This is a genomic window from Xanthomonas citri pv. citri (assembly GCF_000961215.1).
Lineage (GTDB): Bacteria > Pseudomonadota > Gammaproteobacteria > Xanthomonadales > Xanthomonadaceae > Xanthomonas > Xanthomonas cissicola.
This window is the reverse complement of sequence record NZ_CP008998.1, coordinates 321,650-344,184: the sequence shown is the minus strand read 5'-3', so window position 1 is coordinate 344,184 and position 22,535 is coordinate 321,650. Positions and strand designations below refer to the sequence as shown.

The window sequence follows — 22,535 nt, the reverse complement described above, 5'->3', positions numbered from 1 at the left end:
AAACATCTGCATGCCGACACGCGCAACGCGCCGGCATGCAGGTCTGCGTCAGCGCTTGACGAACTTCAAGGTCATGCGGTCGCTCTCGCCGATGGCCTGGTACTTGGCGTCGTCGGCCTTGTCATGGCTGTTGCTGGGCGGCAGCGTCCACACACCGCCTGGGTAATCCTTGGTGTCGCGCGGGTTGGCGTTGACCTCGCTCTTGCCAACCAGGGTGAAACCGGCGGCTTCGGCCATTGCAATCACCTGTGCCTGGCCAACGTAGCCGCTCTTGTCGTCGGCCGGCACATCGGCCTTGGCGCGATGTTCGACCACGCCGAGCACGCCACCGGGCTTGAGCACCTTGTAGAAGCCGGCGAACATCGCCTCGGCAGTGCCGGCCATGCGCCAGTTGTGCACGTTGCGGAAGGTCAGCACCAGGTCGGCGGAGTTGTCCACGCCGAAGGACGGAGACTTGGGAACATAGGATACGAGCGACGGCTTGCCATACACCTCCGGCTTGGCATGGAACTTCTTCTCCAGCTCGTCGCGCGCACGCTGCGCGTACTCGCGGCTGCGACCTTCCGGTGCCGACGCCGGGTCGACCACGGCGGCCACGTACTTGCCCTGTTCGCGCAGGTACGGTGCCAGGATTTCCGAATACCAGCCGCCGCCCGGCGTAATTTCGATGACGGTCTGGGTCGGCTTGATGCCAAAGAACGCCAGCGTCTGGCCAGGGTGGCGATATTGGTCGCGCTGCACGTACACGCGGTCGCGCCAGTTGCCATCGATGGCCGCCTGCAATGCGGCGTCGGGCGCCGGCAAGGTCGCGCTATCGGCTGGCTTTACCGCCATCGCCAGCGGCGCGCTCATCGCCACCACCACACCCATCACACATGCACAGGCCAGCTTGTTGCGGATCATCGCAGCACCCTCATCCGGGAAAAAGTAGCGCGAGCCTAGCATGCGCTCCAGGGCCTGCCTGCCATCTGCCCGTCGTGCATTCGCGCAAGGCCGGTTACGGCGTCCCGGCGCCCATATGTTCAGATCCTGTGAGCTGCTGAGGACGATCGGCGGAACGCTGAATCCACGCAGATGTCACACGCAACATCGGTGTGCGTGACTATCCTGTCGCCAGTTCGAATCAGGAGCATCCACGATGACCCAACCCCGCGCACTCGGCCGCTCCGGCCTACAGGTTCAACCAATCGTCTTCGGCGGCAATGTGTTCGGCTGGAGCGCCGATGAGGCGACCTCGTTCGCCTTGCTCGATGCATTCGTGGATGCCGGCTTCAATCTCATCGATACGGCCGATGCTTACTCCGGGTGGGTGCCCGGCAATCGCGGCGGCGAATCGGAAACCATCATCGGCCGCTGGCTTGCGCGCAGCGGGAAACGCGACAAGGTGCTGATCGCCACCAAGGTGGCCAAATGGAGCGAGCATCCCGGTCTATCGCCGGACAACATCGCAGCAGCAGTGGAAGATTCGCTGACGCGTCTGCAGACCGATGTGATCGATCTATACCAGGCGCACGAAGACGACGAATCGATTCCGCTGGAAGCCACGCTGGCCGCGTTCGGCCGTTTGATCGAACAGGGCAAGGTGCGTGCGATCGGCGCGTCCAACTACAGCGCCGCGCGCCTGCGCGATGCGTTGGATATTTCCGAGCAGTACAAACTGCCGCGCTACGAAAGCCTGCAGCCGGAATACAACCTGTACGATCGCGCCAGTTACGAAGCCGAACTGGAGCCCCTGGTGCGCGAGCGCGAGCTGGGCGTGATCAGCTACTACTCGCTGGCAAGCGGCTTTCTCACCGGCAAATATCGCAGCGCAGACGATGCCGGAAAGAGCAGCGCACGCGGTGCATCGGTGGTCAAGCAGTACGTCAACCCGCGTGGCCTGCGCATCCTGCAGGCACTGGACGATCTGGCCGTGACGCACAACGCCACGCCTGCACAGATCGCGCTGGCCTGGCTGATCGCGCGCCCCGGCCTGACCGCGCCGATCGTCAGCGCCACCAGCGTGACCCAATTGCACGATGTGCTGGCAGCCGCACGCGTGGCGCTCAGTGCCGATCAGATTGCGCAACTCGACAGCGCCAGCGCGCCGGAGTCATCAGCACCCCGCTAGTACATCAGCGGGCATGTCGCGTCGTTGCCGTACACGCACTGCGCCCGTGACGGCGCTCCCCCGCGCAGCCGCATCAGCGGCCGTGCTCACCCGACCGCGCATGCGCGGACCGTTAGCGAGCCATTTCCCATGACGTCCATCATCAACCGCCGCATCGTGCTGGCATCGCGCCCGCACGGAGAACCCAGCGCGGACAACTTTCGCATCGAAGAGGTCCCCGTCGCACCGACCGGCCACGATCAGATTCTGGTCCGCAATCGCTTCCTGTCGCTGGACCCGTATATGCGTGGCCGCATGGACGAAGGCCCCTCCTACGCCGCGCCAGTGGCCATCGATGCCGTAATGGAAGGCGGCACCGTTGGCGAAGTCATCGCGTCCAATCACGCCGACTATCATCCTGGCGATCTGTTGGTGCTGCCCGGCGGCTGGCAGGCGCATAGCCTGCTGACCCCGACAACACCCTTGCGCAAGCTGCCCAAGGACGACAGCCTGCCACCGAGCACCGCGCTCGGCGTGTATGGCATGCCTGGCTTTACCGCGTATGCGGGCCTGCATGAAATCGGTAAGCCACAGCCCGGCGAAACGCTGGTGGTCGCTGCCGCCAGCGGCCCGGTCGGCGCCACGGTGGCGCAGCTGGCACGTCTGCAGGGCCTGCGCGTGGTCGCCATTGCCGGTGGCGCGGAAAAAGTACGTTATCTGCGTGACACGCTGCATGTGGATGTGGCGCTGGACCACCGCGCCGACGACTTTGCAGAGCAGTTGCGCGCCGCAACCCCGAACGGCATCGACATCTATTTCGAAAACGTGGGTGGCAAGGTGTTCGATGCGGTGCTGCCGCAGCTCAACGAGTTCGCACGCATCCCGGTCTGCGGCGTGATCGCGACCTACAACAGCCGCGGGCAAGCCCACCCCGGCCCGGATCGCCTGCCCGACTTCATGGGCCAGGTGCTGCGTAAACGCCTGACGGTGCGCGGCTTCATCCAGCACGATTTCATCCGCCTGATGCCTGCCTTCCTGCGCGAAATGGGCCAGTGGCTGCGCGAAGACAAAATTCAGTACCGCGAGCACGTGCTGCACGGCCTGGACAGCGCACCGCAGGGCCTGATCGACGTGCTACGCGGCAAGAACTTCGGCAAGGCCGTCGTCGCTCTCGCCTAGCGATAGTCGCCGCGCTCCTCGCACCCGCTCGCTCTTGCGATCTCCATTCCAAGGCAATGCGATGAGCGGGGCGCCAGCGCCAGTCATTCGTGATCCCACACATGACTTCGGTGAACCAACAACGTTCGCAGCGCTGCTTGCCAAACTTGACGCCAGGGTCATGATCGGAGAGCGACATGGGACTATGCGTTTCAAGGCCGGCGACGTCAGGGTCGAGCGTGGCAGCGTCACCTGAGCAACATCCAAACCCTGCCTCAGAGCAGGTTACCCCCCACACGCCTTCCGTTCCCGAGACGTCGGTGCCGCCTAGCCTGCAGGGCTTGCCGACACGCTGCGTTCCCCGTGCGAGGCGGGGGCGTTCTGGGAAACCGACCCTGCAGCCGCACGAAGTCCAGCAGGCCGCCTACCAACTCGGAATGCGTCTCAGCGGCAGACCCATCGAAGACGTTCGCGACCGTCAACGCCTGGCCGACGCCACGGCGACGGTGCACGAGACACGGCTGGCCTTGCACCATGGACGAGGCAATATCGAGAGCGATTTTCGGCTCAGCGATGGGCGCAGCTCCACCTGTAGTTACCTGTCTTACAGTTTCCTGTCTTACTGGCCCGGGAAACATGACATCGATTTGATGGCAGGTTGCGCGCTGGCTGTCAGCGCAGGCAATTGCGACCAAAACGCAGCGGTCAACACACGCCGGCATGCGGTCCGCATGGAGGGCGGCGGGCAGATAACGAACGTCTGTGACGAAGCGTGCGCCCATATGTATGCGCTGTACCAGCCCCCAGGCTCGGCAGAGGCGGATGACTCGGCCGTCGTTCTCGACTCGTGGTCCGATGGTCCGGCGGTTCTACTCAGGGATTCGCGCTGGGCCGGAACATACCGCCGCACATCCACGTATCCGATTGAGCGCTTCGACAAGCCGGGTGCGATCGATGCGCTGGCCAGGACCCGCGCATTGCAAGCCGAAATCGAGGATCCGCAAACCGAGTTCCATGCACATCTGCGCGGCGTGGAGAGCGTCGTTCGCACCCCGCCCGTACCTGGCAAGATCTATGCCTCGACGCCGGTCATCGCTCCCGACCTGGTCCAACGTACGCGTCAAAGGCTGCAAGAGTTATCGCCGCGGACGCGTAAGGCGCTGGCTGCCGATGCGGCGCGGCAAGCCTACGGCCTGGATGACGCACAGCCCATCTCGCCGCGCACGACGACAGCGATCCTGAAAGACGCAGCGCGCCTGGATGCCCTGGGTCGCCCGCCTTTGAGCTGGGCGCCAACTTCTCACACACGGCTGAAGCGTTTTGTCACCAGTGCCCGGACCAATGCAAGGCAGGCTTTCTGGTATCGAAGCGGGTGGCGCCCGCCTGTCACGGTGGCGAGATGAACTCTTCGATCAGGCGAACAGCTGCCTATCGTTCAGCGGCACGCTGTCATCGGCCTGATGGGCTGATGGCGGCCCGCCGAACACCTTTGCTGCGCGATACGTTGTTGGGAGACGGCGGAATTCGGCTGCGCGGCACCGGCAACCTGTGCGCAAGACCGTGTCGTGATGCACGGCCCGTGTAGAAACCTCGGGTTGAAGATGATCCGGTAATGCTGCCCGGTGAGATGGGCCTTTGAACGGACGCGCAAGCGTCAGCTGCTACCCACGTGCAAGACACATAACCGCGAGGTGCGGACCGATCGCCGCTAGTTCAACGACCCGATCGCCATCGCCTGGCGGTCGATGCGGTGCTTTTCCGCAAGCGCCTGCATGCCTTGCAAGGTCGAAGCGATCAGGCTCGCGTAACGCAGCCGCCATAAGGTGGCGCGGTCGTTGTCGTCGTGCGTGCTGCCCAGGCCGTCGAGCACCTGCGGCAGACGGCGATCGGCAAGCGCAGATGCGGCCAGGTAGGGCTTTGCAGGAGCGATGACATCCACCGGCTCGCGCCAGTCGTTGGCCACCTGCCTTGCGATGCCGGCCAAGTGCGAAAGCTGGTGCATGCCGATCAACGTCTCGTGCAGCATCTCGCGGCATGCCCATTGCCACAATGCCACCTTTTCCGATGGGTCCTGGGCAATCTCGGTAAGCGCCAGGTCTACCTTTTCGATGCGTGGGTCGAGCATTGTGCGGCTCCGATGCTGCTGTGCAACATAATTCACACCATCGGTCGTGAGAATCAAGTGAGCTAGTCGTTTGAATGCTGTCACTGCGCCGATGCTCGACCGGGTTCACGCTTCGCGACTAGCGTCTGCCATCGCGTGCACTACCGGCACCCTGACTTCCTGCCCATGGCGACGTCCTGCGCCGTGCGCAATGCTGCAGGCCCCGATTCCAGGGCCAGCCTCATGCGCAGTCCCGTGTTCCTCGCACCGTTGTGGCTGCTGGTGGCCTGCGCCGCGCAGGCCCAGACCACAGCCCCGCGGCTGTCCTCGCAGCGATGCGATGTCAGCACTTCCTACGACGTGCTGGCAGACACCGGCGGCATCTGGCTGCGCCGCAAGCAGGGCCTGCCGCGCGAGATCTTTTTCCACGGTGGCGAGCTCAACGTGGACCGCCAGCCGCAGCCGGTCAGCGCCGCCGACGCGCAACGCCTGCGCGAACTGGAGCAAGGCACGCGCGCGCTGATGCCGGCAGTGGCGTCGATCGCCCAGTCGGTGGTCGACATCACCTTCGATGCGCTGAACGGCGTGGTGCACGTGCTGTCCGGCAGCGCGCGCCAGCAGCGCAAGGTGGAGCAGCTACGCACAGCCGCACGAGCACAGGTCGATGGCAGCCTCGGGCGTGGGCGGTGGGAGCAAGCGTTGTTCGACGAGCGCTTCGAAGCCAACGTCGAACAAGCCGCCGAAGCACTGGCCGGTAGCCTGACCCGCAGCGTGCTGTGGACGGTCATGACCGGGCGCACTGCACAGTTGGAGCGCCGCGGCACGGAACTGGACGCGCAGATGGAACAGCGGATGCAGGCGCGCAGCGATGCGCTGGAAGCACAGGCACAGACGCTGTGCACGCAGGCGCAGGCGCTGTACGGGGTGCAGCAGGCGCTGGACTATCGCTTCCAGGGCGAGCGGCTGCAGATGCTGGAACTCAACACGCATCAGCAGAAACACGATGCCGATGCAGCGGTGTCCAGCGCTGTGGCGACAGCCGCGCGTTGACCTCGCGCTGCAGCGCAAGCGGCCTTGCAGGCCAGATGGCAGCACAACGCCGGCTTCATAACGGCTCGCATCACAACGGCTCGCTGCGGCAGGATGACCACCGTGACTGGCCACGACAGCTTGCATGCATCAAGGCATGCACTGCATCGGCCGATGGCGCGCCGATCACCGCCCCCAACCGGCGGTTCAAAGCCTCGCGCACTGGCCGACGCCATCCTGCCGCATGGCCACGGCATGGCCGCCTCAGCTCGGTGGTTACAGCGTCAGGCGAGCAGCCATTCCCGCAGTGCGTCCGACACCGCCCGCGGCTGCTCCAGTGGCGACAAATGGCCACACGCAGGCACCTGCACCAGACGCGCGTGTGCAGCTAGTGCGGCCATTTCCTCATGCAATGCAGGCGGAGTGATCGCATCGCCCTGGCCGCATAGCACCAGCAACGGACCGGGATAGGCGCGCAGCAACGCGCGGCCGTCTTCCCGCTGCAGCCGGTTCTGCCGCAGGAACACCTCCACGCCCAGGCGCTGGGTCATGTCACGCACCCGCTCCAGCAAGACCTCGTCCTGCCAGCGCGAGGGATGCACGTAGTGGCGCAGCAGCCGCTCGCCGAACCCGTGGAAGGCATTGGCGCCACGCACGCTCGCTTCCTGCGCGCGCCGCTGCGCCGCACGCTCGGGCGGATCGGCACGTGCGGAAGTGTCCAGCAAGGCCAGCCGCTCCACACGCTCCGGCGCGATGCGCAGGATCTCCTGCGCGACGTAGCCGCCCAACGAAAATCCGGCCAATGCAAAACGCAGCGGCATCTGCGCCAGCAGCTGCATTGCCAGCGCACGCATGCTGTCGCCCTGGGTGATGTCGCCGACCACGCAGTCGGCGACATCGGCCAACGCGACGCGCTGCGCTTGCCACAACTGCGCATCGTTGAGCAGGCCGGGGAGCAGCAACAAGGTGGGACGCGGTGCGCTCATGCGCAGGAAGGTCCGACCGGGGTCGCAGAAGCAGGTACCGTCATCGCAACAGTGTGCCGGGCAGCGACGCCCATCGCCAGCCCGGGCAGGCGCACCCTGACGTGGGCCGCATCGGCCGGTATGCCAAGGTCGATGCGCATGCCAGTCAGTGCTGGCACCGCGATGCCGATCGCCTGCGCTGTTCAGGGCAGCGCCGCCTGCTGCAACACAACGGCCCGACGCATGCGCCGGGCCGTTGCTGACTCCACCACGTGTTGCGCGTGGCGATGCTGGCGTGGATCAGGCCAGGGTCAGGGTGACGTCGATATTGCCGCGGGTCGCATTGGAGTACGGGCAGACCTGATGGGCCTTGTCGACCAGCGTCTGCAGTTCGGCCTTGTCCATGCCCGGCACGGCGATACGCAGTTCCACCACGATGCCGAAGCCGCCCGGGATCTGGCCGATGCCGACGCTGCTGTCGATGCTCACTTCGCCCGGCAGCTTGAGCTTGTCCTGGGCGGCCACGGCCTTCATCGCGCCGATGAAGCAGGCAGCGTAGCCGGCTGCGAACAGCTGCTCGGGGTTGGTGCCGTCGCCGCCGGCGCCGCCGAGCTCGCGCGGGGTGGACAGCTTGGCGTCCAGCGCCTTGTCCGAGGACACGGCACGGCCTTCGCGGCCGCCGGTGGCAGTGGCGTGGGCGGTGTAGAGGACTTTTTCAGGTGAGGCCATGGTGGTTCTCCAGAGTGAGCGCTAGGGCGCATGAGGGTTCAATAGTTGACGATTGAATCGTGTACGACATGTTGCAAAACCGAGCGGCACGCCAGGAGCTCACCCGGCGCCAAGGCTGGAGCGTAGCTTCTCCAATTCCTGCTTGAGTTGACGCAGTTCGTCCAACGAACAGGCCGATGCACAAAACACCTGTTCCGGTACGGCGCCAGCCTTGCTGCGCAACGCACGGCCGGTCTCGGTCAGCGCGATGATGACCTGGCGCTCGTCGTTGGCCGCACGCGTACGGCTCACCAACCCGGCCGCCTGCAGGCGCTTGAGCAACGGTGTCAGCGTGGCCGAATCCAGATACAGGCGCTCGCCGATCTCCGACACGCTGCGTTCGTCGGTCTCCCACAGCACCAGCATGACCAGGTACTGCGGGTAGGTCAGGTCCAGCGCCTTCAGCAAGCCGCGGTAGAGCTTGTGCATCGCCAGGTTGGCCGAATACAACGCGAAGCACAGCTGGTTATCGAGCTGCAGCAGTGCATCGGTGCGGGCAGTGGTGGCTGTGGCGGTGTCCATGGCTGCAATTTACATAGCACACGATCTAATTGCAAGCGATTTATTTGCGGTGCCTGCTCGGCGTTTTTCCGTCGGGACTTTCGACTTGGACTGGCACTGCGACCTCGCAGTGGCGTTGCAGGAGCAGCGCTGGGGGGAGATGCCATAGCCGCCCGGGACATGGCGGCGGCACGTATCGCGATCGCCGGATACGCACGGCAGCGCCCGCGGCGCCTCATTGGATCCACGAAGGAATTGGAAAGACGCACCAGCAACGACGCCGACTATCGTCGTCAGCGATGTTGAGCGATCACTCTGCCGGCAGTGCAGTGCCACCACCGCACATGCACGGCAATGGCAATCGCACAGGTCCTCGCCTATCCGATGACCGGCTTACGCGCGATGCGCCGTTGCCAGATACTCCGCGCTCTGCATTTCGATCAGGCGCGAAGCGGTGCGCTCGAACGCGCCGGCCAGGCGCTGGCCGCTGTACAAGGCCGGCGGCGCGTCCTGCGCGGTGCAGACCAGATTGACATGGCGGTCGTACAGCTCGTCGATCAGGTTGACGAAGCGGCGCGCGGCGTCTTCGTTCATGCGGTCGAAGTGCGGGATGCCGCCCAGCAACACGGTGGTGAACTCGCGCGCAATCTCGATGTAGTCGCTGGGACCGCGCGGGCCTTCGCAGAGCGCAGCAAAATCGAACCAGGCGATGCTCTTGCCGCGTGCGCGCACCGGAATCTTGCGCGCCTCGATTTCGATATTGCCGGCGCGCGCTTCGGCGTTGCCGCTCAACTCGGCCCAACGCTGCGCAAGCCAATCGTCGGCCTGCGCATCCAACGGCGCGCGATACACCGGCGAGCGCGTCAGCGCGCGCATGCGGTAATCCTCGGTGCCTTCCGCGTAAAGCTCCACGCAGAACTTCTGCAGCAACCCGATCGCCGGCATGAAACTGTCGCGCTGCAAGCCGTTGGCATAGAGGTTTTCCGGCGCGGTGTTGGACGTGGTCACCAGCGTCACCCCTTCGGCGAACAAGCGTTCGAGCAAGCGTGCCAGCAGCATCGCATCGCCGATATCGGTAACGAAGAATTCGTCCAGCACCAGCACGCGCAGGTTCTCGCGCCACTGTTGGGCGATGCGTGCCAGCGGATCGCTTTGACCGGCGTGCTCGCGCAACTGCTCGTGCACGCCGCGCATGAAACGGTGGAAGTGGGTGCGGTATTTCTGCTCGATCGGCAGGCCGTCGTAGAACAGATCGACCAGAAAGGTCTTGCCGCGCCCGACACCGCCCCAGAAGTACAAGCCGCGTACCGGCTCGGGCTTCTTCCAGAATGCCGACAGCCGGTCCAGCCATCCATCCTGCGCGCTGTCCACCAGCGCCTCGTGGATGCGGTCCAGCTCCGCCAGGGCCGCCTGCTGCGCAGGGTCGGCGCGCCAGTCGCCGCGTTGTACGCCGGCGGCGTAGCGCTGCGACGGGGTCATCTCACTCATTGCATTCTCCGCGGGCCGGCTGTCGCCCGGACCGCTCAACAGCGCATCGCCGGGCGATACGCGTGGGCCGTGCCGCGGTCAGACTGCGGCCGGCAACCAGCGCCGGACACCATGCTGGATCGCACCGCGCAGGTCGATCAATTTGCGGTGGAAGAAATGGCTGGTGTCGGGCATGCGCACCAGCTCGGGTTGCTGCTCCAGCGTTTCCAGCCAGTCGTAGACCGCTTGCGGGTCGACGATCTCGTCGGCATCGCCCTGGATCACCAACCATTGCGCCGGCGGCTGGATGTCGCTGAAATCCCAGCGCCCGGCCGGCGGCGCGATCGAGATCAGCACCTGCGGTTGGAGCGAGCAGGCGGCGCGCAACGCGACATACGCGCCGAAGCTGAAACCGCCCAACCACAAGGTGTGGCCTGGCTGCTGCGCACGCACCCACTCGGCAACCGCACGCAGATCGTCCTGCTCGCCAACCCCATGGTCGAATGCGCCGGCCGAATTGCCGACGCTGCGGAAATTGAAGCGCACCACGGTGATGCCCAGCTCGCGCAGTGCGCGCGCCGCCATGGTGACGACCTTGTTGTGCATGCTGCCGCCCTCGGTGGAGAGCGGATGGCAGAAGATGGCGGTGACCGCGTGCGCGGCAACATCCGGCTCGGGCAGATCGACCGCGACATCCAGTGGGCCAACCGGCCCTTCCAAGGTCAACGCAGCCGATTCGGTGGGGAATGAGGGATTGGACATGCCTGCATAATAGCCGCCCCGCCGGCCGCGTTCATCGCCCTGCCTGCACACTTCGTTGCGTTGCCCATGCATTTTCTGCTGTTTGCCGTTGTCTGCAGTGTCCTGGTGTCGGTGCTGTTGAAGCTTGCGCCACGCCACCGGATCGACGTGTTTCAGGCCATTACCTGGAACTACGCCACTGCCGCACTCCTGGCCTGGCTGATCCTGCATCCTGCGCTGGACACGCTGCGCTCCACGACCGCTCCCTGGGTGGCGTTGCTGCTGCTGGCCGTGGCGCTGCCCTCCATCTTCCTGGTGCTGGCGCGGTCGGTCGCGGTGGCCGGCATCGTACGTACCGATGTTGCGCAACGTTTGTCGTTGGTGCTTTCGTTGGCTGCAGCCTTCACCGTTTTCGGCGAACCGGTCAATGGCTGGAAACTGGCAGGGCTGGCGCTGGGCATGGTGGCCATCGCGTGCATCGTGCGACGCCCCCGTCAGCACGTGGCGACCGATCCGCTGCCGAGCACAACCGGCCTGCCCTGGCTGGTTGGCGTCTGGATGGGCTTTGCGCTCATCGACCTGTTGCTCAAGCACATCGCGCAGGCCGGTACACCATCGCTGACCTCGTTGACCTTGTGTTTTGCACTGGCCTTTTTGCTGATGCTTGGCGTGCAGAGCGTGCGTTGGGCGCGTGGTGCACGCCCGAGCACCCGCAGCATGCTTGCCGGCGTGCTGTTGGGTGCGCTCAATTTCGGCAACATCCTCTGTTACGTACGTGCCCACCAGGTGCTGCCGCACAGCCCGGCGACCGTTTTTGCCAGCATGAATCTGGGCGTCGTCGTGTTGGGTGCACTGGTCGGCAAGTTGGGATTTGCCGAACGCCTGGGCCTGCGCGGCTGGTTGGGGCTGGCACTGGCCGCACCGGCCATCGCGGCAATCGCCTGGGGAATACGTCTGGGTTGAGGATCACGCGTTCGGCCTACGCGACGCCGGTTCGCCATCGTCCTTCCGCGCCGGTTGGCGGTCGCTAGCATGATCGTGCATTCCCGCGGGAGTTTGTGATGCGCTTGACTTCGTTCTTTCGCAGCACTCATCCGGTTGCTCCGGAGCCGCTCAATCCGGCGACCACCGACACGACGATGACCGCGGCGACGCCGTCGCTGCACTCGCTGTCTCACGCGCCCAAGGCCGGCACCGCGCAGGGCGCGGCCAAATCGCGGCAAGGCATGCTGGCATCGGCGCGCAAGTCGCTTGCGACGCTACGCAAACAGTTGCCGTCGATGTGCATGGGAGCGCCAGCCACAAAAATAGCGCAGAGCCAGCCTGCGCTGGCCACACCCGCACCGAACGCTGCCAGGCGAGGCGAGAACCAGCGCCCACCGGTACCGCAGGCTGGCGTCGATGCGCGATGGCAGGCGCCCGAGGCGATGCCTCCGCCGCGCAGTCGTGTGCCGATGCACACGGCAGCACCACCGCCGCAACCGCTGTCGGCGGCACGTGCGGCAGAACGCTTTCAGCAACGTCAGGGCGGCCCCGAGGAACTGCCGCAACAGCGCGTTCCAAGCTTAGCCAGGCGCGACTTAGCCAGGCGCGATCAGGTATGGCAGCCGCAACAACCGACGCACCCCTCGCGGCCGGCACCGGCTGCGTCCCCGAAAGCGGCGACACCGGCTCCGCCCTCGCCGTCCAGGCGGCTACGCCCCGTGCGCATCATGAATCTGGAATTGGCCGCGCTCAACGAGCAGTGCCATCACATCGGTCGGCGCCTCTACAAAGAGCGTCGGGCGCCTGGCCCGGAGGAGAGGTCGGTGTTCGAGATGCGTGCGGCCCTGATCGCCGAGCGCGACGCCGTACGCGATCGGCAGCTCGATGGAATGTTGGCAGCGCTGGCGCCATTGGAGAAGATCGCCGCGCCGAAGACCACCAGCAATCGGCTAGCCATGGTCCAACGGGATGTGATGCAGTCCAATCGCCATGCATTGCTTGCGGTCCGTCGCGAAAATATCGACATGACCAAGATGCAAGTGTATTTCGTACGCGCGCAGCGGCGCCTGGAGTCATTGAAGGAAAGCGGTGCTCCACCCGACAAGATCCGGCGCCTGGAACGCATGATGCAGGGCTACACCAACGTGCTGGCACTGCAAGACATAGTCAGGCAAACCGACGAACAACTGCATCGGATGGGTGCGCCACGCTTGATGGACAGCATCCCCACGACGGCGCAAGAGCGTGCGCTGTCCGAGCAGAACGAACTTGACGCCCATCGGGAGGCGATCGAAAACGGCTATTACTGAGGATTGAGCGCTTCGTCGTTGCGCGCAAAGCATACACGGACCGCCAGCGCCCGCGCAGGCCTCGGCGTCAGCCACGACACTGTTGCCACTGACCTCAAACTGCAGCGTCGCCAGCTCGATGAGGCTGGCGATGGCGTCGACTTGCTTGGCAAGCAGCTGCAGTGCGCTGTTACCGCGCCCAGTGGGGGAACGGGTCGTCCAGCAGTTGCCATTGCGCCGGCCCTTGCCGTAGTTCCTGATCGCTGAGCAGGCACGCGTCCAGCACGGCCCGTGTGCGCGGTGCATCCATGTCCACGCCGATCACCGCCAGCTCCTGGCGGCGATCGCCCCAGAGCGGATGCCACAGTCGCTGCATCGCAGCGTATTCGCTGGCATCGCCGACCTCGTGCGGTTGCGGCAGTGGCGCGGTCCAGCACTGCGTCTGTTGCCGCTGCCAGCCGATATCGGTGTAGGGCAGCGGCGTGATGCTGGTCTGCAGCGGCTGGCCGACTGCCTGCGCATCGACACGGTGGCGCGCAGCGAACCAGAACCCGGCCGCGCTGGTCTGGGTGGCGCCGCCCACGCTGGACAGTTCGCCCACCCAATCCATGCGGCTGGCCAGCCAGAAGAAGCCCTTGCTGCGGATCACCTGCGGCAAGCCGCTGTGCACCATGCGTGCGAAGCGCTGTGGATGGAATGGCCGGCGCGCGCGGTACACGAAGCTGCTGATGCCGTATTCCTCGGTCTCGGGGGTGTGCTGGCCGCGCAGTTCCTGCATCCAGCCCGGCGCCAGCTGCGCACGGGTGAAATCGAAACGCCCGGTGTCCAGCAGCTGCTGCAGCGGCACTTCCCCGTGCGCGGCATCCACAATTGCCGCGTCGCGGTTGAGCGCACGCAGCACGGCGCGAAGGCGTTGCAGCTGCTGCGCGTCGATGCGGTCGCACTTGCTGATCACCAGCACATCGGCGAACTCCACCTGTTCGCCCAGCAACTGCACCAGCCCGCGCGTGTCGTCCGGGCCGGCTTGCTGGCCCAGGTCGGCCAGCGTGGCAGCCGAGCCGAAATCCTCCAGGAAACGGCTGCCGTCCACCACCGTCACCATGGTGTCGAGCCGAGCGATGTCCGATAGGCTGAAACCATCGGCATCGCGCACCGCGAAGGTGGCCGCCACCGGCATCGGCTCGGCAATACCGGTCGATTCGATCAGCAGATAGTCGTAGCGGCCCTGCTCGGCCAGCCGCCGCACTTCCTGCAGCAAATCGTCGCGCAGCGTGCAGCAGATGCAGCCGTTACTGAATTCCACCAGCGTTTCTTCGGTGCGCCGCAACGCCGCGCCGCCCTCGCGAACCAGCTGCGCGTCGATGTTGACCTCGCTCATGTCGTTGACGATGACCGCCACCCGCAAGCCGTCGCGGTTGTGCAGGATGCGATTGAGCAAGGTGGTCTTGCCCGCACCCAGAAAGCCGGACAACACGGTGACGGGAAGGCGCGCATCGCGCTGGGGGGACAGAGACATCCTGAGAGCCTGGCAAGAGAGGAGTGTTACTATATAACACTTACTCGACCGGATGCTTCTGATGCGCGCCACCGCCTCCCTGCTGGACAGCTCGGCCATCGCCTTGTCCGGGTTGTGCCTGTTGCATTGCCTCGCCCTGCCGCTGCTGGCCGCCACGCTCCCGCTGCTGGGTGTCTGGAGCCGGGCCGAGTGGGTACATGTGGTGTTCGCCACAGCGGCAGTGCCGCTGAGCGGCTACGCGCTATGGAGCACGCACCGCCGGCACGCGCTGCCGGCGCCGGTCTGGGTGCTGGCGCTGTGCGGGCTGGCCGGTCTGGTTATTGGAGCGAGCGGTCTGGCCGGCGATGCGCTGGAGACACCGGTCACGGTCGCCGGCAGCCTGCTGCTGGCCAGCACGCATCTGCTCAATCTGCGGCTGCGTCGCCGACATGGGGCGTGCGCGAACTAGCGACCGGTCGGCATGCAGCGCCATTGCCGGAGCGGCGACCGGCGGGAAGTGAGGTGGTACACGCATCCGCCGGTCGATGCGCCCTGCTGGCGCTCGAACAGCTCAACGCACGCCGCGCACCGCGTCGGTGTCGGTGTCGGTGTCGGTGTCGGTGTGGAACATGCTGCCGCCGTCATCACCCTTGCGCCATCGTCCGCAGCGCCCGCTTGGCTTGACGACGACCTACGCAATCATCGATGACCGCCCGATTTGCAGCAGCACGCTCGTACCCAATTCGCCCAGGCACGCGCACAGCGTGCCGCGTGCACTGTCATGATCGGCAGCGCTACAGCGAAAAACCCAGCAACACCGGGTCGTGATCGGAGCTGCGCCACGGCCCGGGCAGATTGCGCTTGGCGTAGCCGGCGGCATCCATGACATCCGCATTGACATGCCATTCGGCCGCGCCCCGCAGTTGCTTGGCCATCGCCGGGCTGAGCAGCGCATGGTCCAGCCGCCCGCTCAGGCCGTCGTACACGTAGCTGTAGGGCTGCTTCACACCGGCCACTGCAAACGCGTCCTGCCAGCCGCTGGCGCGCAGGCTGCGCATCGGCGTTTCCATCGCATAGGCATTGAAGTCGCCCAGCAGCACGGCGAGTTTGGTCTGCGCACCGGTGGGGTCGGTCTGCAACCACTGGTGCAACCGCTTGGCCGATTCAGTACGGGTGGCATTCCAGCAGGCCTGGCCGTCCTGCTGATCGGCATCGGCCCCGCTGGCGTTGCCGCAGCCCTTGGACTTGAAGTGATTGGCGACCACCACGAAGGTGGCTCCACGCGCACTGCGGAACGCCTGCGCCAGCGGCACGCGACTGTGGTTCTCGAACGGCCCGCCGGTCAGCGTGGCCGGCCTGCCGACTGGGGTGACCTGCGAGCTGCGATAAATGATGCCGACCCGGATCGCATCGTCGCCCGGGCCGCTGCCGGTATCGACGAACTGCCAATCCTTGTCCTTGCCGGCAGCGTTGAGCGCGGCCACCAGTTGGGATACCGCCGCATCGGCGCCGTTGCCGTCGTTTTCCACTTCCATCAACGCAGCCACGTCGGCACCCAATGGCACGATGGTGGCGACCAACTTGGCCAGCTGCGCCTGGAATTGTTCGTGCGTGCGTGCGCCACGCTTGGTCGGGAAGCCACCGCCACGGCCATTGCCGTTGAAGAAATTCTCCAGGTTGAACGAGGCAATACGCAGATCGCCGCCCACCTGCGGCGCAACGGCTGTAGGCATCGCCGGCAAGGTCAGTGGGCCCAGCACCTGGATGCGGTAGTTGCCGTCGTAGCGTTGGTCGACGATGCCATCGACCGATTTGAGCAGGCTGCCGCTGCGCAACACCGGATCGGCCGGCAGATACGACACCGTCCTGGGGCTGCGGCCGTTGCGCGCATCGTCCAGCAACACGCGACGGCGTGCGTTATCGGCCTGCACCTGCACGAACGCCGGCGTGCCGGCAGCGGCGACCTCGCTCGGCTGCCACAGGCGTCCGCCGAACGCGGCGACCAGCTCGCCGTACGTGTCCAGGCGGTCGCTGCCATTGAGCGTGAGCGAGGCGATACGCACGTGTTCGCCTTCCAGCGCTTCCCAGTTGGCCGGCGGCCCGCTGAGCATGCGTACCGGCACCGGCTGGCCACTGGCAAGCCGCTCGATGCTGCTGGCGTCCACGGTGGTCAGGCTCGCCTCACCACCTGCCGAGACTTCGCGCACGGTGCCGACGATGCGCACGCGGTCGCCCACCGCCAGCTCGGCATTGCCGGCCCCGGTGACGAACAGGCCATGCGAGCGCCGCGGCTCGAAGCCGGGCTGCTGCACGAACAGGCCGGCCAGCCCCACGCGCGTATCGGCGGTGACGATTCCCTCCACCTCCACTACGCGGCCGTCGTACGGGCTGCGGCTGTCTTCGCCCTGCACGTCGGCAATCGAGAGCCGCTGCGCGGCACCATCGGCAGCGCTGCACAGCAACGGAGCCAACAGACCAACCAAACCGAGCACAACCAGCGGGCGAGGCGACATCGAACGACTCCAGTAAGTGAATCCAAACGCAAACGCCGCCCGGAAGGCGGCGCGTGATAACGAAAAGCGCAGAAACAGGCTAGCAAACCAGGGGGAATGACCGCCAGGCACGTGCGCTGCGCAACGGTGATGCGGCTATCGCGTGCACCAATGCAGTGCTGCAGCGCCTGCGCACGATCTGCCCGCGACGCGCTCCATGAGCAACGCAACGCAGGCGATAGGCTGTATCGGGCGCGAATCGCAGACCCATCTTCCCCGGCAACTTGCCAAGCTCTTACTTGAGGTTGCCCAGCATCCAATCGACGGTGGCCCGCACCTGCTCTTCGGTCAGTGCCGGGTTGCCGCCCTTGGGAGGCATGATGCCGCCATCCGGACCGGTATAGCCCTCGATCGCGTGCTTGTACAAGGTGTCCTTGCCCTGGGCGATGCGTGCATCCCAATGCGAATGGTCCAACGTGGGCGCCTTGCCGACACCGGTGGTGTGGCAGGCGGTGCACAGGTTGTTGAAGATGGTCTTGCCGTCGGTCGTACCGCCGTACGCAGACTGCGAGGCGGCCTTGGCCAGCGCGGCGGCCTGCGCTGCGGCCTGTGCGGACGCGCCAGTCGCACCGGCGTAGACCGCGCCGGCAGGCGCAATGCGTTGCAGCACGCGTTTGGCGGCGGTGGGCGAGACTTCGTCGGGGATGGCGCGTTGCAAATACGCTGCCAGGGCGATCAGGCCCAGGGTGATCACCACGAGTAAACCGATCACCATCGAGAATTTTTTCAGGAACTCGAGGTCGTAATTCCGCACGCGCTCACCCCTGGCTGTTGGTCGAAGACCTCTGCTAGCGCCGGAGTATAGAGCACACTTTGCGCCAGTCTGACCAGCCTGCATGACAGTTTTCGCAGCGATGGGCGCTGCACGCCCGATGGGCGGATGCTCCTGTCCGCGGGCAAGCTCGCCCCGGCTGGCCAATTGCGGCAGCGCCGCATGCCGCGCATTGGTCTCCGTTGTGGGAATTGCGTATCATTCCCAACAACCACGGTGGCGCGGTTCTCGCCTCGCCGGTCCCGTCCTTGAGGAGTCGCCGCGATGAAATCCTTCCTGCTGTCCTGCCTGGCCTTGGCCAGCATCAGCCTGTCCGCCCAGGCCCACGAAATCTGGATCGAGCGCGACGGCAGCGGCCCGGTGCGCATCTTCTTCGGCGAGCCGGCGCAGGAAGCGCTGGACCACGGCCAAGACGAGATCAAGCGCGTGGTCAAACCAAGCGTGTTCGGCGCTGCCGGCAAGGCCGGCCCGCTGCAGCGCGGTGCCGAGTTCCTGACCGCGCCACTGGCCGGCAGCGGCGATGCGTGGTTGAGCGACGACAGCGTGTTCGAGCCATGGAAGGGGGAAGCCGGCGGCTTCGAGACGGTGAGCTATTACGCACGCGCCGGCCGTACCACACCGGCTGCAAAACTCAATTTCGAACTGGTCCCCACCGCTGCCAATAGCAATACGCTGACCGTGCTTTATCGCAACAAGCCACTGCCCAAGGTGGAAGTGACGGTGATCGACCCGCAGAAGTGGCAGAAGACGCTGACCTCCGATGCCAAGGGCCAGGTGACGCTACCTACCCTGCGTGCCGGCCGCCACATCCTGGTGGCCACCAACAAGGAACCGGTGAAGCGCGAGATCGCCGGCAAGCAGGTGTCGATGGTGCACCACATCAGCACGCTGACGTTCCTGGCCGAATAAGCGTGGTCGGCACACCTCCCGCGCACTCATGGAACAAGCACCGCCGCTGCGTCGCGGCGATGCCTGGCTTGCGCGTCCTACGCCCCACGCGGTGGCCACATGCGTTTGCCGTCCCACCCGGTTTGGCAACGGTGCGCTGCGGTGTGGCAGGTGCGCCACGTCCATCGCGCGCGGTGGCGTGATGTCCAGCGCATCGCCCTTGCCGCTTGCCTGGTTCAGGCGCCCCTGGCTGGGGGTGCTTGCGCGCACGCTGGCAGCCATCTTCGGCGGCTACGCGCTGGCCAGCGCCACCAATCTGTTGTTGGCGCTGGTGTTGCCGATGCCGCGCAGTGAAGCGGTATTGAGCAGCATGCTGATCGGGATCGTAGTGTGCGCGTGTGCGCCGTTATGGGCCTTCGCCACCGCCAGCGTGTGGCGTGCCTGTGCCGGCATCGCGGTGCCGGCGACGCTGATGTTTGCGCTGGCCGCGTGGCTGCAACGGAGCGCGGCATGAAGCAGGGCTTTCGCCAGTCGATGGCGTGGCTGCATACCTGGACCGGGCTGCTGGTCGGCTGGGTCTTGCTGCTGATCTTCATGGGCGGCACGGCCAGTTATTACCGCGACGAAATCAGCCGCTGGATGCGCCCGGAGTTGCCCACCACCACGGTGAGCACCGCCACTGCGCTGCGCAGTGCCGAGCAGTATCTGCAGACACACGCAGCCGATGCAGTGAGCTGGAACATCACCTTGCCGGATGCGCGCACTCCGGTGGTGAGCATGTACTGGCAGAATCCCGCGCCCGCCGACGGCAAACCTGTCGATCGCCGGCAGATGTACGGCACGGCGATCATCGACCCGGCTACCGGCAAGGACATCGCCGCACGCGACACGCTGGGCGGCGAATTCTTTTACCGGCTGCATTTCGACCTGCATTACGTGCCGGTGATGTGGGCGCGCTACATCGTGGGGTTCTGCGCGATGTTCATGCTGGTGGCGATCATCAGCGGGGTGATTACGCACAAGAAGATCTTCAAGGACTTCTTTACCTTCCGCCCCGGCAAGGGGCTGCGGTCGTGGCTGGATTTCCACAACGTCAGCGCGGTGACCGCGTTGCCGTACCACGCGATGATTACCTACACCGGCATCGTGACCTTGATGTTCATGTACCTGCCGTGGGGTATCAAGGCGCGCTATGCCAGCGATGAAATGCGTTTCTACGACGAGGCGGCCAATCGGGTGGCCGATACGCGCAAGGCCGCTGGTGTACCGGCGCACATGCTGCCGCTGGAGCAGTTCGTGGCACGTGCGCGCAGCGATTGGCGTGGTGGCGAGGTGGGCAGCGTGGCGGTGTCACTGCCCAACGATGCGCATGCTGCCGTCGGGGTGAGCCGATTGGCCGACAACCTCTCCACTGACGTGCCTTCCATCCTGTTCGATGCCGTAAGTGGCGAGCGCCTGCAACGCAGCGGGCAACCGGGCGGTGCCAGCCAGACGCGCGGGGTGATGGTGGGTCTGCATCTGGCCCATTTCGCCGGGCCATGGCTGCGCGCGCTGTTCTTCGGCTCCGGCCTGCTGGGCTGCCTGATGGTGGCCAGCGGCGTGGTGATGTGGGCAGTGAAAGAACGCCCCAAGCATCTGAAAGCCGGGCGCATCGGCTTCGGCCTGCGCCTGGTGGACGCACTCAACATCGGCACCGTGGCCGGCTTGCCGATCGCCTTTTCCAGTTTCTTCTGGGCCAACCGCGTGTTGCCAGTGAGCCTGGATGCGCGCGCAGCGATGGAGGCCAATGTGTTTTTTGCTGCGTGGGCCACGGCGTTGCTGGCTGCATTCGTGTGGCCGCGGCGTGCGATGTGGAGCTGGCAGCTCTATCTGGGCGCGGCATTGTTCGCGCTGGTGCCGGTACTCAACGCAATCACCACCGATGTGCATCTGGGCGTGACGCTGCCGGCCAGGCAATGGGCACTGGCCGGTGTAGATCTGGTGTGCCTGTTCCTGGGCCTCTGCCTCGGGATCGCCGGCTTTCGCCTGCAGCGTTGGAAAGCGCCGCAGCCGGCTTCGGCGCGACGCGCGCGCGCTGCTGCCGCAACGCCTGCACAACCAGCCGCGCCGCTCCAGGAAAGCGCATGAGCGTGCTGTTATTGCTGGCGTTGAATTTTTCCGGCTTTGCTGCCCTGTGCCTGGCGATGGACAAGCATCAGCAGGAGTTGCGCGGCCGCCTGCTGGGCACTACACGATCGCGCCAACTGCGTGTGTCGGGTTGGTTGCTGCTGTGTCTCACCTTCGCGTTGGCGGTGCATGCGCAGGGCTGGGGCATCGGCGCAGTGCTGTGGCTGGGCACGTTGACCGCCAGTGCGGCGGTGTTGTCGCTGTGGCTGCTGCCGTATCGGCGCGGGGCGATCCTGCCGGCCGCGGTGGCTGCGCCAGTGCTGGCGGGCGTGGTGCAGGTGCTGACTGGTTGAAGGTTGGTCGCGGCTAACCAGCTGTCTACTACGTGCGTTTGCATGCCTAACCGGCGGCAACGATCACGTAAAGAACACGAGCGACCGGCCGACGGGCTTGCCGAGCTGACGCGAGATGCGATCGACTTGATCATCAATCAACGGGTGCGCTGGTTCCGTCCGTCGTGTTTCTGGAGGGCGACCGCGTCTTCTGCAGCGCGAGGCCTTGAGACCCTCCTCGCTACGCATTGCGTTATCGCCACACGCACGTGCGGTGACGTTCGCGATACCGATGTCGGGTGACGCGCTGCACGTGGTGCGCGCACATCAACGCGTGCCCAGTCACACCACCGTCGGCGGATCGCCCCAACTGCGGCCATCGCGCGGCAGGCGGCCATCGTCGAGGACGCGGAGTACGCGCTCGGGCTGCAGCATGTCCAGAAACAGCACCACGTTGACGCCTTCGGGCCGCGCCATGCTGGGGAAGATCACGCCGGGGATCTCCGCTTCGCGCAACAGGTCGCCGAGCACCCAGCTCACCGGTTCGATCTTGTTGACCAGCGCCTTGCGCCAGTCGTCGGCCCAGTCGGCCCACACCGCATCCCAGCTGGCATCGAGCAGACGCAGATCGGCCAATGCCGGAAGATCGGCGGCGTAACTGACCAGCGTCAACGGTGGCAGGAACGGGGCGGCCTGGGCATATTCGGACGCGGCGGTTTCCAGTTGCAGCGACAGATAGAGCGCCGGCTGGCCGAAGCGATTGAAGCGCCCGCCCGAGCGCGCCGCACCGGCACCGCTCAGTGGTTCGGCGGCCCAGCGCGGGGTAAAGGCGCGATAGAGCGTGCAGTACGCCGGGGCGCTCAGCCTCAACCGGCGGACCCTGCGGCGACCGTGCGCAGATAGGTCAGCGCATCGTCGGTGCGCCCCTGCTTGACCACTTCCAGCAAGGTGGCGAACTCGAACGCGGGGATCGGCGTGTTCTTGAGATGGAACACTACCTGGCGCTCGTCCGGTTGCACCTGCGCCATCGCCACCAGCAGCCGCGACAGATTACGCAGCAAGTCTTGGACGCGCGGGCTTTCCGGGTGCACGCGCAGGCTGTTGCGGTGCACGCCGGCCAGGTCGGCGAGTTCCTGTTGCGAAAGATCCAGCAGACTGGCCATGGCCGAGGGCGACAGGATGGTCCGGTCCGGCACGCGCAGGCGTTCGGTCAAGGCCAGTGGATTGAGAACGGCGACCATCGCACGGCTCCGGCAAGGTAGGTGCACAGTATATGCACAGTCGGCTGCATCCGG

The 22,535-nt window shown here is 65.7% G+C and carries 23 protein-coding genes; 11 read left to right on the top strand and 12 right to left on the bottom strand.

Annotated features, from left to right (window positions below):
* Positions 1 to 48: 48 nt before the first annotated feature.
* Positions 49 to 903, bottom strand: coding sequence for a class I SAM-dependent methyltransferase (locus AMD14_RS01985; protein WP_005912328.1), 855 nt, complete (start codon positions 901 to 903; stop codon positions 49 to 51).
* 235 nt (positions 904 to 1,138) lie between these two features.
* Here AMD14_RS01985 and AMD14_RS01980 point away from each other — a divergent pair, with 235 nt between their 5' ends.
* The 3 genes from AMD14_RS01980 (at position 1,139) to xopE (ending at position 4,650) form a co-directional block, all read left to right on the top strand.
* Positions 1,139 to 2,110 carry an aldo/keto reductase gene (locus tag AMD14_RS01980; RefSeq protein ID WP_005923853.1) on the top strand — a complete coding sequence of 324 codons (972 nt, stop codon included), beginning with the start codon at positions 1,139 to 1,141 and terminating at the stop codon, positions 2,108 to 2,110.
* A 129-nt stretch (positions 2,111 to 2,239) separates the two neighbouring features.
* The gene (locus tag AMD14_RS01975; protein ID WP_011050219.1) at positions 2,240 to 3,268 is read left to right on the top strand and encodes an NADPH-dependent curcumin/dihydrocurcumin reductase; all 1,029 of its coding nucleotides are present in this window, start codon (positions 2,240 to 2,242) and stop codon (positions 3,266 to 3,268) included.
* Positions 3,269 to 3,444: 176 nt separating this feature from the next.
* A complete protein-coding gene (gene xopE / locus AMD14_RS01970) occupies positions 3,445 to 4,650 on the top strand; it encodes a XopE/AvrPphe family type III secretion system effector (RefSeq protein WP_011050218.1) in 1,206 nt (401 codons plus the stop codon).
* 305 nt (positions 4,651 to 4,955) lie between these two features.
* Here xopE and AMD14_RS01965 read toward each other — a convergent pair whose 3' ends face one another.
* A complete protein-coding gene (locus tag AMD14_RS01965) occupies positions 4,956 to 5,372 on the bottom strand; it encodes a hypothetical protein (protein ID WP_003488673.1) in 417 nt (138 codons plus the stop codon).
* Between the two features lie 165 nt (positions 5,373 to 5,537).
* Between AMD14_RS01965 and AMD14_RS01960 the strand changes: the two genes are divergently transcribed.
* Complete coding sequence (locus tag AMD14_RS01960; protein ID WP_040107557.1) at positions 5,538 to 6,401, top strand: DUF2884 family protein; 864 nt, start codon at positions 5,538 to 5,540, stop codon at positions 6,399 to 6,401.
* A 263-nt stretch (positions 6,402 to 6,664) separates the two neighbouring features.
* Here AMD14_RS01960 and AMD14_RS01955 read toward each other — a convergent pair whose 3' ends face one another.
* The 5 genes from AMD14_RS01955 to AMD14_RS01930 form a co-directional block, all read right to left on the bottom strand.
* Positions 6,665 to 7,366, bottom strand: coding sequence for an alpha/beta fold hydrolase (locus AMD14_RS01955; RefSeq protein WP_011050215.1), 702 nt, complete (start codon positions 7,364 to 7,366; stop codon positions 6,665 to 6,667).
* 279 nt (positions 7,367 to 7,645) lie between these two features.
* The gene (locus tag AMD14_RS01945; protein WP_003488682.1) at positions 7,646 to 8,074 is read right to left on the bottom strand and encodes an organic hydroperoxide resistance protein; all 429 of its coding nucleotides are present in this window, start codon (positions 8,072 to 8,074) and stop codon (positions 7,646 to 7,648) included.
* Positions 8,075 to 8,173: 99 nt separating this feature from the next.
* Positions 8,174 to 8,635 (bottom strand): MarR family winged helix-turn-helix transcriptional regulator, encoded by a 462-nt coding sequence (locus AMD14_RS01940; RefSeq protein ID WP_005928468.1) that lies wholly within the window; start codon positions 8,633 to 8,635, stop codon positions 8,174 to 8,176.
* Positions 8,636 to 9,007: 372 nt separating this feature from the next.
* Complete coding sequence (gene zapE / locus AMD14_RS01935) at positions 9,008 to 10,102, bottom strand: cell division protein ZapE (protein WP_003488686.1); 1,095 nt, start codon at positions 10,100 to 10,102, stop codon at positions 9,008 to 9,010.
* A 78-nt stretch (positions 10,103 to 10,180) separates the two neighbouring features.
* On the bottom strand, positions 10,181 to 10,843 hold the full coding sequence (locus AMD14_RS01930) for an alpha/beta hydrolase (protein ID WP_011050213.1): 663 nt from the start codon (positions 10,841 to 10,843) through the stop codon (positions 10,181 to 10,183).
* A gap of 66 nt (positions 10,844 to 10,909) precedes the next feature.
* On the opposite strand from AMD14_RS01930, the gene AMD14_RS01925 reads away from it, so the two are divergent.
* Both AMD14_RS01925 and xopR read left to right on the top strand, forming a co-directional pair.
* Entirely contained in the window at positions 10,910 to 11,785 is an 876-nt protein-coding gene (locus tag AMD14_RS01925) for an EamA family transporter (RefSeq protein ID WP_005912317.1), read from the top strand.
* A 98-nt stretch (positions 11,786 to 11,883) separates the two neighbouring features.
* The gene (xopR, locus tag AMD14_RS25460; protein ID WP_011050211.1) at positions 11,884 to 13,116 is read left to right on the top strand and encodes a type III secretion system effector protein XopR; all 1,233 of its coding nucleotides are present in this window, start codon (positions 11,884 to 11,886) and stop codon (positions 13,114 to 13,116) included.
* A gap of 169 nt (positions 13,117 to 13,285) precedes the next feature.
* Here xopR and AMD14_RS01910 read toward each other — a convergent pair whose 3' ends face one another.
* Positions 13,286 to 14,611: a GTP-binding protein gene (locus AMD14_RS01910; protein ID WP_011050210.1), complete on the bottom strand. Its 1,326-nt coding sequence runs from the start codon at positions 14,609 to 14,611 to the stop codon at positions 13,286 to 13,288.
* Positions 14,612 to 14,663: 52 nt separating this feature from the next.
* Between AMD14_RS01910 and AMD14_RS01905 the strand changes: the two genes are divergently transcribed.
* On the top strand, positions 14,664 to 15,059 hold the full coding sequence (locus AMD14_RS01905; RefSeq protein ID WP_015471602.1) for a MerC family mercury resistance protein: 396 nt from the start codon (positions 14,664 to 14,666) through the stop codon (positions 15,057 to 15,059).
* Positions 15,060 to 15,384: 325 nt separating this feature from the next.
* On the opposite strand, the gene AMD14_RS01900 is transcribed toward AMD14_RS01905, so the two are convergent.
* On the bottom strand, positions 15,385 to 17,103 hold the full coding sequence (locus AMD14_RS01900) for an ExeM/NucH family extracellular endonuclease (protein WP_033480135.1): 1,719 nt from the start codon (positions 17,101 to 17,103) through the stop codon (positions 15,385 to 15,387).
* A gap of 274 nt (positions 17,104 to 17,377) precedes the next feature.
* A complete protein-coding gene (locus AMD14_RS01895) occupies positions 17,378 to 17,896 on the bottom strand; it encodes a c-type cytochrome (RefSeq protein WP_005912306.1) in 519 nt (172 codons plus the stop codon).
* A 282-nt stretch (positions 17,897 to 18,178) separates the two neighbouring features.
* On the opposite strand from AMD14_RS01895, the gene AMD14_RS01890 reads away from it, so the two are divergent.
* The 4 genes from AMD14_RS01890 (at position 18,179) to AMD14_RS01875 (ending at position 21,261) form a co-directional block, all read left to right on the top strand.
* Entirely contained in the window at positions 18,179 to 18,823 is a 645-nt protein-coding gene (locus AMD14_RS01890) for a DUF4198 domain-containing protein (RefSeq protein ID WP_011050208.1), read from the top strand.
* 181 nt (positions 18,824 to 19,004) lie between these two features.
* On the top strand, positions 19,005 to 19,316 hold the full coding sequence (locus tag AMD14_RS01885; protein WP_015462760.1) for a DUF3649 domain-containing protein: 312 nt from the start codon (positions 19,005 to 19,007) through the stop codon (positions 19,314 to 19,316).
* Complete coding sequence (locus tag AMD14_RS01880; protein ID WP_011050206.1) at positions 19,313 to 20,929, top strand: PepSY-associated TM helix domain-containing protein; 1,617 nt, start codon at positions 19,313 to 19,315, stop codon at positions 20,927 to 20,929. The genes AMD14_RS01885 and AMD14_RS01880 overlap by 4 nt, the downstream gene beginning before the upstream one ends.
* On the top strand, positions 20,926 to 21,261 hold the full coding sequence (locus AMD14_RS01875) for a DUF3325 domain-containing protein (RefSeq protein ID WP_011050205.1): 336 nt from the start codon (positions 20,926 to 20,928) through the stop codon (positions 21,259 to 21,261). The genes AMD14_RS01880 and AMD14_RS01875 overlap by 4 nt, the downstream gene beginning before the upstream one ends.
* 321 nt (positions 21,262 to 21,582) lie before the next feature.
* Here AMD14_RS01875 and AMD14_RS01870 read toward each other — a convergent pair whose 3' ends face one another.
* Positions 21,583 to 22,110, bottom strand: a complete 528-nt coding sequence (locus AMD14_RS01870) for an RES family NAD+ phosphorylase (RefSeq protein ID WP_011050204.1) — start codon at positions 22,108 to 22,110, stop codon at positions 21,583 to 21,585.
* A complete protein-coding gene (locus AMD14_RS01865; protein WP_005912295.1) occupies positions 22,107 to 22,481 on the bottom strand; it encodes a hypothetical protein in 375 nt (124 codons plus the stop codon). Before AMD14_RS01865 ends, AMD14_RS01870 begins: the two co-directional genes overlap by 4 nt.
* Between the last annotated feature and the right edge of the window lie 54 nt (positions 22,482 to 22,535).